This window comes from Pseudomonas sp. 2024-210 (genome assembly GCF_045062345.1).
Taxonomy (GTDB): domain Bacteria; phylum Pseudomonadota; class Gammaproteobacteria; order Pseudomonadales; family Pseudomonadaceae; genus Aquipseudomonas.
The window spans coordinates 1-11,783 of sequence record NZ_JBJGEJ010000001.1 but is presented as its reverse complement, the minus strand read 5'-3'; the positions used below and the strand labels follow the sequence as shown (position 1 = coordinate 11,783).

Genomic DNA, 11,783 nt, shown 5'->3' with positions numbered 1-11,783 from the left:
GTCCCTATTGGCAACTATAAAGAAGAGGATAAAAAACCGCTCACTAGAGGCGCGCATGAAAACAATAAAAAACTACAAAACGCTGACCATCTTCTTTCTGTTCCTGATTGGCGTGGTCAACTACCTGGACCGCAGTGCCCTGTCCATCGCCAACACCACGATCCAGACCGACTTGGCCATCAGCCCGATGCAAATGGGGGTGATGCTGTCGGCTTTTTCCATTGCCTATGCGTTCTCGCAACTCCCTCTCGGCGCCCTGATCGACAAACTGGGCAGCAAACTCGCGCTGGGCGGTTCACTGGTGGTGTGGTCGGTGGCGCAAGCGGCGTTTGGCTTGTTCAGCAGCTACGGCCATCTGGTGGGGTTGCGGGTGCTGCTGGGGATTGGCGAAGCGCCGGTTTTTCCCTCGGCGGCCAAGGCCTTGTCCGAATGGTTCGACACGCAGGAACGTGGCACGGCCACCGGCTGGGTATGGTCGTCGACCTGTATTGGTCCGTGTTTGGCGCCCCCTTTGTTGACTGTCTTCATGGTGCATCTGGGCTGGCGCGGGATGTTTATCCTGACCGGTGTATTGGGCTTGTTGCTGGCGGTGTGCTGGTTCAAGTTCTACAAAAGCAAAGCGCAATACATGTCTGAGACCGGGCGTGCAGAACCGGTGCCTGTTCAGCAAGCCAAGGGGCCTAAAGTGCCCTGGACTTCATTGTTCAAAGACCGCAATACCTGGGGGGCGTTTCTCGGGTTTATGGGCGTGATCTACATGATCTGGCTCAACCTCACCTGGCTGCCCGGCTACTTCGAACGCGAGCACGGCCTTGATCTGTATCGCACTGCGTGGGTGGTATCGCTGGCGTATCTGTTTGGCGCCTTGGGCACCATCGTTGCGGGTAAATGCTGTGACCGTCTGGTGGCGCGTGGCATGCGTGTGCTGGCCAGCCGCAAACTGATGGTCATTCTGGGGCTGCTCGGCGGGGCCTTGTTTACCCTGATCGTGGCCTTTACCACCAACGTGGTGGCCTGTGTTGTGTTGCTGTGCCTGACCATGTTCTTTATCAATATTTCCAGTGCCACGGCCTGGATGATCGTCAACACCATCGTACCGTCAGAGCGGGTGGCATCTTTTGGCTCGATCCAGAACTTTGGCGGTTATCTGGCCGGTTCCATCGCCCCGATTCTGACCGGCTTCAGCGTGCAGCAGAGTGGCTCGTTCTCCTCAGCCTTTGTGATCAGTGCCGTGGTCGCGGCGTGCTCAGCTTTTGCCTACTTTGCACTGCTCAAAGAACCGGCAGCCCCGGTGATGCGTCTGGAGGCCCTGCCTGCAGTGGTCTAGGCGCTTTTCCTTGTAACATAGCCTGTCAGCTCGCCAGTGCGTGTCTCAGGATCTGGAATTACTTAATGGCTTTACGCTTAACGTTGATCGCCCATGCCCGCACGATTGCGCAGAAAAAAGCGCGGTTTGCGGCAGATGAGTCCGTGGAAATGGACTGGCAGGCGCAGGCTTATTCACGTCATCCATTTTCATCCCGCACGACACGTTACCTGTGTGGGCCGGAAGCGCGGGCGAGAGAGACAGCGGCACTCTTTTCAGCGGATGCACAGATAGATCACGGCTTGCGCGATTGTGATTTTGGGCGGTGGAAGGGGTGTTTGCTCGATGACATTGAGCCCGAAGCGCTGGGTGTGTGGATGGCTGACTGGCAGGCCGTACCGCACGGGGGCGAGTCTGTTGAGCAACTGTGTCAGCGCACGAGGGAGTGGATGGCAGCGCTGACGGGGAGTGGCCATATCGTTGCGGTGACACATCCGTTGGTTATGCGTGCGGCACTGATGAACGTACTGCAATGTCCGCCGTCGGCGTTTCACACGATTGATATCGAACCGTTGTCGATGATTGATTTGCGCCACAACGGGATATGGCGGATGCGGGTTAAGGGCTGAGTGGCCGCAGCTCTTGTCGCTGACGAGGAACGAAGGCTGCGATCGGTGTTATTGGGTGTACATCCATTGCTGCGGTAACGGCCACTCAGGGTTGCGGCCTTACGCCGCGTCACTTTGAGAAGCGCAAAGTAACCAAACGCTCTTGCCCCTACCACTCGGTGCCTCGCTTTGGCTCGGCATGCCCTCACCCAGGCATTGCTCCGTAGGCCGCCGCGATCGGCCATCCATGGCCGTGTCGCGGCTAACCCGGCGTCCTGCCGGGTTACCTACTGCGCCCTACCTGTGTTCGGCCAGCGTGATTTAATGGGGCGCCTAAGATCAAAAGCCAAAGCCAAAGCAACATCAAAAGCTTGCAGCTGCGGCAGCTCTCAGGCGAGATATTCGTCATTCATAAAAGATGGGTAGATACCTATGCCCTGATGGAAAGGGGGCTGATCGTGTTGTTGCTGGATGCTCATTGAGCAAGACGACCGCGTCAAATAGAAATAGAGGTTCGGGTATCCCTTCCAGTCAGTCACAAATCTCCAATGCCCCCCAATCAGCCCCCTCTCCCTTTGGGAGAGGGTTGGGGTGAGGGAAGACAGCTACAGCCAGGACTCAATGATGCGGCTGTCCAAATCTTCCAGTTCGGCCATGCCCAATACCCGCGTTGTGTTCAATCCGCGCAGGTAGCCGCGTAGCTGAAGAGCAGTAGAGCGCACGGCTTCTTGGCTGGCGGTCGGGTCGTTTAGAACGTCCTCGTAAAGCACTAAGTATTCAGACACCCGCTCGCGATATTCCGACAGCACGGCATCGCGGATCCGGTCGAAGGTTCGCATTTTTTGATGTGTATTCACGGTTCCCCCTGTGCGTGTTGTTATTTGAGGCTGCCCCCAATGTAGCTCACGTGCACCGGGGGTTTCTACCCAGGGTTTATGGCTAAGTGCCTATTGGGCACCCCGTCGGCCAGTACCGCCCTGGTTTCGTCTATTCAAAGGTGTAAGGCTTCAGCGCCGTCGGGTCGATGTTTTGATCGACTTTACTCATGGCTTCTTTGAGCGGACACAGCAGACCGACACTGGTTTTTCGGCAGTCTTTGGCGCTTTCGAAATCAGCCTTGAGGGGTTTTTCAGTACCGGTCAGTTGAGCCAGGCTGCGAATTTGATCCATTGACTGCGCTTCAAAGGCTATACGCAGAAAGTACTCGCCGGTTTTCACTTCCTTGTAGCGTTCAAACTGCAACGTGCCCACGGGCGGGATGTTGTTTTCAATGTAGTCACCGAGCTTCCAGCCAAAGCCGAGCATGGTGCGCAGGTAGGCAATATTGGTGTCGTGGGCCACCAGCAGCATCAGCCGGACGTCAGGTGGCGTGCTTTCTTCGGCTTTGCCGGCCAGTGAGGTGCCTTGTTTGAGTTCCAGAGAAATCTGGTTCATCAGCTCGGAGGCTCCGCGACTGGCGATGTAGGGAATGTCATTGAGAAAATCGTATTTGGCTTTGGTCAGCACCATCAGGCTGGAAATTTCAGCTGCGGTGCGCGCATGGCCAAAGGCGACTTTATCCAGCGGCAGTCCCTGGCTGTATTCCAGGCGGAATACTTCACCCATATTGGCACCGGCGCTCAGGCCCTTGATCGAAAAGCGGCCTTTGGCGTTTTGTTCCAGCGTCCACTTTTCCTTACCGTAAGGGCAGTCGGCACCGGGCAGGCAGGCGACTTCCTTGAGCTGTTCTTCGTAGGGTTTGTAGTGGGCTTGCGCGGCTTCAACGCTGCCGCCCAATGCTTGCAGGATTTGCGCGCGGGCTTTTTCGGGGTCGAGGGCAGCAAAGGGCATTTCATTGGCCTGGAACAACGGGTCCTGATTGCCGCTGACGTAGGTGGGTTGAAAGCCGCAGCCGGGAAACATCCCGTCGAGCAAGGCTTGTGCGGTGGCTTTGGTGCGCTGCATGGGGCTTGCATGGGTCAGCAATTGCTTGGCGTCTGGGCAGCCTTTGGGGATCAGACCTGCACTGCGCAACACCTCGGCGCGGTAGCGGCCCATTTCGACGGCGCCGGTATAGCCGTGGCCGGTCAGGTTGCCAAAAGGCACCAGCCACACGGGCCAGTGGCGCTCTGTGACCTTGGTCAGCAGTTTTTCATTGGAGGCTGTAGGCGGGCGAACACCATGACGGCTGATCTGAACGACTTTATCCAGTACATAACCATCACGGGTCGGGGTCTGAGCAACGGCTGCCGGGCTGAGCGTACTGGCCAGCAACAGGCCTGTGCAGAGAGGGATAAACGCTTTCATCGGTTTTCCTTTTGGTCATCCTGGACACCATTGCGCGGTGAGTCTAGACGCAAACGGTTCACCTACCGCAAAACCTGTGCAGCCTTTGTTCCAGCGTTTTCGGTGAGTCAACGACTGCGCAGGGGCCAATTACCAGGATCCTGCGGCCATTGCTTGAAATCCCCAGTCAGTGCTGCGTATTTTGTGCCCATTGCCCCTCGCGGCGTGCTCAACAAGGAAAGCGTCATGTCCACCCATTGTCAGGCTCCACTCATGCAGCTATTGGCTGGCATCGACGAAGTTGAATGTGTGACCCCGGACCTTAATGGCGTCCCGCGTGGCAAAGTCATGACGGGGGCGGGGTTCCTTGATGGGCGGCGTCTGCAAATGGCCCGAGGCGTGCTGCTGCAATGCATCATGGGCGGCTACCCTGAAGCTCATTTTTATGGCGGCGAAGACGGTGATCTGGTGCTGGTGCCAGACCCTGCGCACCTTCATCGTTTGCCCTGGAGTGCACAGCCACGAGCGTTGGCCATCTGCGATGCGAATGAACTCTCGGGTGGCCCTTCATCCCTGTCGACCCGTTCTCAGCTCAAGGCGGTGATTGCCCGTTACGCAGCGCTTGGGCTGGCGCCGGTGGTGGCGACGGAACTGGAGTTTTTTGTCTTTGCGCCCAATCCCGACCCGACTCAACCCTTTCGCCCGCCCGTTGGCCTGGATGGCCGCCGCGAAGACGGCAGTTCTGCGTTCAGCGTCAGTTCCAACAACGGCCTGCGACCTTTCTTCAGCGAGGTGTATGCGAGCATGGCAGCGCTGGGGTTGCCACGTGACACCGTTATGCATGAGATGGGCGTCAGTCAGTTTGAGATCAACCTGCTGCACGGTGATCCATTGCTGCTGGCCGATCATACGTTTTTATTCAAACACCTGCTCAAGGAAGTCGCGCTCAAGCACGGCCTGAACGTGGTGTGTATGGCCAAGCCGCTGGCGCACACGGCGGGCAGCTCGATGCATATCCACCAAAGCGTGGTGGAGCAGGGCAGCGGGCTTAATGTGTTCAGCGATGAGGCGGGGCAACCCACCGCGATGTTTCGCCACTTTATCGGCGGGCAGCAAGCGTGCATGGCCGACTTCACGGCGCTGTTTGCGCCGAACGTCAACTCGTATCAGCGTTTGTGTCACCCGTATGCATCGCCGAACAATGCCTGCTGGTCACTGGATAACCGCTCCGCCGGGTTGCGCATTCCGGCCAGTGCTCCCGTGGCACGGCGCGTCGAAAACCGCTTGCCGGGGGCAGATGCGAACCCTTATCTGGCCATTGCCGCCAGTCTGGCTGCCGGTTTGCATGGCATCGAACATAAGCTTGCGCCGACCCCTGCCATCCAGGGCCAATTCGAGGTGCCGGATGCCTTGTTATTGCCCTGTACCTTGCATGCCGCTCTGGAGCGGCTCAAGCGCAGTGGTTTGGCGATTGAACTGTTCGGCACTGAGTTCATCGAAGGCTACATCGCGTCCAAGACTCTGGAGCTCACCAGCTTCTACGATGAAATCACTCCCTGGGAACGCCGTGTATTGGCGGCTCAGGCTTAAGCAGGAGTCGCAAGGAACGCCATGCATCAAATCTGGAAATCTTTTCGCGCGTTGTATTTTGCTTCGCTGATGATGTTGATTGGCTCGGGCCTGTTAAGCACCTACCTGGCGCTGCGTCTGGCCGCCGACAATGTCGACGGCTTGTGGGTCGGCGCCTTGATGGCCGCCAACTATTTTGGTCTGGTACTGGGCGGCAAAATCGGTCACCGGTTGATTGCCCGAGTGGGGCATATCCGCGCCTACGCCACCTGTGCCGGCATTGTCGGCGCTGCGGTGCTGTGCCACGGCCTGACCGACTGGCTGCCCATGTGGCTGCTGCTACGGGTCATCGTTGGCCTGGGCATGATGTGCCAATACATGGTGATCGAAAGCTGGTTGAACGAGCAGGCCGAGGCCAAACAGCGTGGCGTGGTCTTTAGCCTGTACATGATCGCCTCCTACCTGGGGCTGGTACTGGGTCAACTGATACTGGTCATCCACCCCCAGCTCGGTCTTGAATTGCTGATGCTGGTCGCCATGTGTTTTGCCTTGTGCCTGGTGCCCGTGGCCATGACCCGACGCATTCACCCGGCGCCCTTGCACCCGGCACCGATGGACCCCAAGTTCTTTATCCAGCGCGTACCGCAATCATTGATCGCCGTACTGGGTGCGGGCTGTCTGGTCGGGTCGTTCTACGGCTTGGCGCCGCTGTACGCCTCCCAACAAGGGCTGTCCACCGAACTGGTCGGCCTGTACATGGGTTGCTGCATCTTCGCCGGCCTGTTGGTGCAATGGCCGCTGGGATGGTTGTCTGATCGCTACGACCGGCCGCTGCTGATCCGCATCCTGGCGTTCTTGCTGGCCCTGGCGTCATTGCCGCTGGCGCTTTTACCGTCGGTGCCTGTTGAAGTGCTGTTTGCCGCAGGCTTTCTCAGCGCGCTGTTGCAGTTCTGCATCTACCCGCTGGCCGTTGCCTTTGCCAATGACCACATCGAACCTGAGCGGCGCGTGTCCTTGACCGCCATGCTGCTGGTGACCTACGGCATCGGTGCCAGCATCGGGCCGCTGCTGGCGGGTGTACTGATGAAAGTCATGGGCAGCCAAATGCTCTACGCCTTCTTCAGCGTGGCGGGTTTGCTGCTGGTGTGGCGCATCCGCCCGAATGCCGTGACCAATTTGCACCAAGTCGACGACGCACCGCTGCAACACGTTGCCATGCCGGACAGCATGTCCAGCTCCCCGCTGGTGGCTGCGCTTGACCCGCGGGTGGATGAACAAGTGGTACAGGATCAAATGGTGGATAACGTGGAGCCGCACGATGAACCGGAGCCGCAGCCTGAAGTTCACCCGCAAGACGTTACCCAAGAGACTGAGCGTAAAGAGTGAGTGTCCTGTGGTCGAAGCGCCTTTAAGGCGCTTTGATCTGTTGGGCGAGAGACGCCCAAGTGGCAGTCGGGGACTGGGTGTTAACGGTTGAGTCCATCCGTGAATTTGACGATGTTGCCGAACGCCCGGTAATACGTCGCCAGACGAGGACCATCGGTTTGAAGGTGCCGGGTTCGTAGACGTAGCTGCTGTAAAGCGGCCAGCCGCAGACGCCTTTTTGGTAGATGTTTACGGCGATCAGCCGGTCGCCTTGCCAGATAAATTGGATGGTTTTGCCGTCCAGGTCTTTGGCGATGCGTCGGCCTAAGGCGTCGTAGCGGTAGGCGACGTCGCTGCCGTCGGGCAGGTGGATGCCGATCAGGAGATCTTCTGAAAGCGAAACTCAGATGAGAAATTTATTTCTGAAACCGCTGACTAGCTTCTTCGTTATAGACCGCGTGAGTTTTAGCTTGGGAGTTTATTGAGTAATAAGAGCGCCTCTATTTATTTTGGTTTTCTGGTGTTAGGGATATGCAAGTGATGCTGCCCTTTTCGAGTCCTATAATTGCGTTGGTGGAAAATTCAATATGTGTTTTTTCTTTTGGATTATAATTATCGGGCCCGATATAAATAGACTCACTGTCTTTTATCTTTATGGTTTTCCATATATTGGGTTCGCGAATTTCTACACCAGCACTCTTCAAGAAAATGATTTCTTGTGTGTGAATGTAAACGCTGCCCGGCGTGGCTTTTGGAACTTCCATGGCTTGAGTGTCAAGGTGTGTCTGCGGTAGGAGCTAATTGTTGCGAAGCGTCCACCATCTGCATGTTATTTCAGGATATAAAGTTACTCTTGCTTCTGAAATTGAATCGCAGATGTCAAAAATTATGTGAATACCTTCGCCTTGTGCGTCGTTTACTATTTCTATTGATGAAACATTTTCTGAAGAGATAGTGGCTATTTCATGCTTGAAAAGCCTCAAGGCAACTTGAAATGACTTCATTACAGCACTAAAAGAAATATCAATTTCAATGCCTGACGTCTTAGAATTTTGGATATATCGACACATTCCAATGCTTGTATCCGTCTCTACAGGATCGAGACCGAATGCTTCTAGGAAATCAAGTTCGCTTGGAAAAATCAATATTACGTCCTCAGTGACGGGGTATGATTGTGCTTAGTTTTCTGGTTCCGTTTTTCAGAACTAGAAATGTGCTCTGAAAATTAGCCGCTTTTCCTGATGGCCCGATGAAAAAAGACTCCCTGACTTCAAATATTCCATGTTGGTTGGAGAAGTTTTCTAGCACATTCCCGTTAGTTTTGGTCGATAGAGTTAAGTGGTGAATCAACATCTGATGTCCTTCTGCATTGTCTGGGACGCCGAGTCTTTTCATTTCCAGCGCAAGCTGATTCGAACGGGCTGCATTATGAGCGTTGCTAGTAACACGACCAAATAAGTAATCAAACTTTCTAGGGTTAATTACCACTCCTCTTTCGCCCGGACAATCCCCCTCAACACTCATCAACCCCAACGGATCCACCCACCCCGTTGGGTTGGGTACGTACTGGTAGCTGTTGAGTCCACCCGCCAGTTTGATCGGGTCGGGGGTCAGGTAGCGGCCGGTGTTGGGATTGTAGTAGCGATGGCGGTTGTAGTGTAGTCCGCTTTCTTCGTCGTAATACTGCCCCTTAAATCGCAACGGGTTGCTGATTTCGCTGATGTCGAATTTGATGACGTTGCCGTACGCCCGGTAATACGCCGACCAGACGATTTTCCCACCTGCGTCGGTGAGTTCTTGTGGGGTGCCCAAGTGGTCGAGTTGGTAGTAATAAACCTCGTTGGTCGTGCCGTGGCCTTTTAGCAGGGCCATCGGTTTGAAGGTGCCGGGTTCGTACACGTAGCTGCGGTACAGCGGCCAGCCGTAGACGCCTTTTTGGTAGATGTTTTCGGCGATCAGCCGGTCGCCTTGCCAGATAAATTGGGTGGTCTTGCCGTCCATGTCTTTGGCGATGCGTCGGCCGAAGGCATCGTAGCGGTAGGCGACGTCGCTGCCGTCGGGCAGGGTGATGCCGATCAGACGGTGTTGGCTGTCGTAGCGGTAATGGCGGACCAGACGCTGGCCGGCGCCGCGTCGTTCGCGGAGGAGGTTGCCGTAGGCGTCGTAGTCGAAGTGGCAGTCGCCTTGCATGAGTAGGCGGTTGCCTCTGATTTTGCCGTGGCTGCGGCCCTGGCCGTTGTAGCTTTGGGCGAGGAGGTTGCCCGCCGGGTCGTGGGCGAAGTGCTCGACATTGTTGGCGTTGCCGAGCACTTCGGTGAGGCGGTCGAGCGGATCGTAGGCGTAGCTTTTTTGGCCTTTGCGGCTGTCGGTGAGCAGCCTCAGGTTGCTGTTGGCGTCGTATTGGTAAGTGCGCCGGTAGTGGTAGTGGCCGCTGACTTCGTCGTTGTGGTCGAGCGGGTGGACGCGGTGTTCCTTGAGGCGCTGTTGTTCGTCGTAGTGGTATTCGCTGAGCACCGAGCCTTGTTGGCGCATGATTTCGCGCCCGTGTTCGAAGCGGTGGCCGGTGAGGCGCTGGCCGTTGAGGTTGATGGTTTTTAGCGCGCCACCGGGGTGGTAGAGGTAGTGCAGGCGGTTGCCGTCGGGCAGTGTGCAGTGGCTGAGTTGGCCGAGGGCGTCGTAGCGGTAGCGCAGGGTGGCCCAGCCCTGATGCTCGGTGATGAGGCGGTCTTGCAGGTCGTATTCGTAGGCGAGTGGCCACTTGCCGTCGTCGACTTCGGTGAGGCGGCCGAGGCTGTCGTAGGTGTAGGTGATTTCACTGCCGTCGGGCAGGGTTTTGATCAGCAGGCGTCCGGCACTGTCACGCTGGTAGGCGGTTTTCAGCGGTGGGGTGTCGCTGGAGAGGGTGTCGGGGTATTCGGTTTTTTCCAGCAGGTGGCCGTTGAGGTCGTAGGCGTAGGCGGTTTTGCTGCCGTCAAAGCCGATTTCCTGTCGCAGCAGGCCGTTGGGGTGGTAGTCGAGTTGGTAGTGCTCGTTGTGTTCGTTTTCGATGCCAGTGAGCAGCAGGCGGGCGTTGTCGTAGCGGTAGTTGAGCTGGCTGCCGTCGGGGTTGATGCGACGGCTGACGAGGTGCAGGTGGTCGGCGTATTCGTAGCGGGTGATGTGGCCGCGTTCATCGCGTTCGGCGGTGACTTTGCCGTAGGCGTTGTAGCTCCAGGCGCGGGTTTTACCACCGGGCAGGGTGATTTGGCTCAGGCGGCCTGCGGCGTCCCATTTGTAGTGGGTGAGGGCGCCGTCGGGTTCCTGCTGGGTGGTTTTGCGACCTTGGGCGTCGTAGGCGTAGTGGCGCTGGCTGCCGTCGGGGAGTCGTTCGCCGGTCAGTTGGCCGAGGGTGTTCCAAGTCAGTTTGTGGTAGCTGTCGTCGGGGTGCTGGATGAGCGTGATTTTGCCTTGCGGGCTGTAGGTGTAGCGGGTGATGTGGCCATCGGGGTCGGTCTGGCGGGTGATGTCGCCCTGGGCGTTGCGCTCGTAATACCACTGGGCCAAGCCACGCCTGATTTTGCGCACGTGGCCGTCGAGGTAGCTGTAGTAGGTGGGTTCGTCCTGGGGCGGGATCAGGGCGGTGAGGCGTCCGCTTTCGTTGTACTGGTATTCGGTCACCGCGCCGAGCGGGTCTTTTTCGGCGATCAGGCGGCCTTGTTCGTCATAGATTTTTTGATGGGTGGCGCCGTCCGGGTCGGTCTGGCTGACGAGGCGGGCGTTGCTGTCGTGTGCGTAGATGTGTCGGCTGCCGTCCTGATGGTGGACCGTGACGGTGCCGGCGTCGTCCCATTCGTAGCGGGCGTGCATTTGCCCGAAGTTGTTCCAGTGGCGGATGCAGCGGGCCTGTTTGCCGCGGTGTTGCCACTCCCAGTAAAACGTCGCGCCACCGGCCAGTTGCCGTTCCTGGATGACGTGGTCGGCGTCGTAGCGGTAGTGCTCGGTTTCTTGCAGGGCGTTGGCAGCGCCGATCAGTTGGCCTGCGTCGTTGTAGGTGTAGGAGACGGCGGTGTGCAGGGTGGTCCAGCGTTCAAGGCGCACGCGGTGTTTGGCGTAGTGCTCGTCGGAGCGTTCGATGAATTCGCGGCTGTGGTCGTAGTACTGGTAGTCGACGGCGCACAGTCGGTTGTTGTGGTAGCGCAGCATCAGGGCGCGTTCGAACTTGTCTTCGATGCGGTGCAGGCGGCCGTCACGATGGGTGATGGTCAGGCGGTTGCCGTAGGCGTCGCTTATGGCGATCAGTTTGAAGTGCTGAAAGTGGTAGAAACGGCGGGTTTTGCCCGCTTGGGCGAGGATCAGTTCGCCGTCTTTTTCCCCCAGGTAAATTGCGGCGCGGGCCAGGCTGTTGGTGATGGCCGGGCGTTGCGCGGTGGGGCGCGGGAAGCGGGTCTGGCGGTTTTCGTGATCGGTCCACAGCAGTTCGTCGCCGTCTTCTTGCAGGCGATGGTTCAGGCTGTGGCTCCAGCCGAAACCCAGGCTGCTTTGGCTTTCGACGGCGCTGGTGCGGTACAGGCGCGTCCATTCGAAGGGCAGCACGCCATCGAGCACGGTGTCGGTGAGGGTCAGCAGTTCTTCGCCGGTGACCATCGACACCGGGCAGCCCTGGGTGCAGGTTTTGTCAGCCGGTTCGGCGG

At 57.6% G+C, this 11,783-nt stretch carries 8 protein-coding genes and 1 pseudogene; 4 read left to right on the top strand and 5 right to left on the bottom strand.

Going from position 1 to position 11,783, the window contains the following annotated elements; genetic code table 11:
- Window positions 1–55 precede the first annotated feature (55 nt).
- Entirely contained in the window at window positions 56–1,327 is a 1,272-nt protein-coding gene (locus tag ACI7MX_RS00045; protein WP_314487051.1) for an MFS transporter, read from the top strand.
- Between the two features lie 65 nt (window positions 1,328–1,392).
- On the top strand, window positions 1,393–1,935 hold the full coding sequence (locus tag ACI7MX_RS00040; protein WP_314487054.1) for a histidine phosphatase family protein: 543 nt from the start codon (window positions 1,393–1,395) through the stop codon (window positions 1,933–1,935).
- Window positions 1,936–2,519: 584 nt separating this feature from the next.
- Here ACI7MX_RS00040 and ACI7MX_RS00035 read toward each other — a convergent pair.
- Together ACI7MX_RS00035 and ACI7MX_RS00030 are read right to left on the bottom strand one after the other, a co-directional pair.
- Window positions 2,520–2,771, bottom strand: coding sequence for a hypothetical protein (locus ACI7MX_RS00035; RefSeq protein ID WP_314487056.1), 252 nt, complete (start codon window positions 2,769–2,771; stop codon window positions 2,520–2,522).
- A gap of 130 nt (window positions 2,772–2,901) precedes the next feature.
- Entirely contained in the window at window positions 2,902–4,200 is a 1,299-nt protein-coding gene (locus ACI7MX_RS00030) for a histidine-type phosphatase (RefSeq protein ID WP_405586489.1), read from the bottom strand.
- 327 nt (window positions 4,201–4,527) lie between these two features.
- Between ACI7MX_RS00030 and ACI7MX_RS00025 the strand changes: the two genes are divergently transcribed.
- Window positions 4,528–5,769 (top strand): glutamine synthetase family protein, encoded by a 1,242-nt coding sequence (locus tag ACI7MX_RS00025; protein ID WP_405586521.1) that lies wholly within the window; start codon window positions 4,528–4,530, stop codon window positions 5,767–5,769.
- 21 nt (window positions 5,770–5,790) lie between these two features.
- Window positions 5,791–7,134: an MFS transporter gene (locus ACI7MX_RS00020; RefSeq protein ID WP_314487062.1), complete on the top strand. Its 1,344-nt coding sequence runs from the start codon at window positions 5,791–5,793 to the stop codon at window positions 7,132–7,134.
- Between the two features lie 479 nt (window positions 7,135–7,613).
- Here ACI7MX_RS00020 and ACI7MX_RS00015 read toward each other — a convergent pair whose 3' ends face one another.
- The 3 genes and pseudogenes from ACI7MX_RS00015 to ACI7MX_RS00005 all read right to left on the bottom strand — a co-directional run.
- Entirely contained in the window at window positions 7,614–7,877 is a 264-nt protein-coding gene (locus ACI7MX_RS00015) for a hypothetical protein (RefSeq protein WP_405586493.1), read from the bottom strand.
- Between the two features lie 33 nt (window positions 7,878–7,910).
- Window positions 7,911–8,258, bottom strand: coding sequence for a hypothetical protein (locus tag ACI7MX_RS00010; protein ID WP_405586495.1), 348 nt, complete (start codon window positions 8,256–8,258; stop codon window positions 7,911–7,913).
- A 352-nt stretch (window positions 8,259–8,610) separates the two neighbouring features.
- A pseudogene (locus ACI7MX_RS00005) lies at window positions 8,611–11,783 on the bottom strand (RHS repeat-associated core domain-containing protein); the annotation flags it as partial.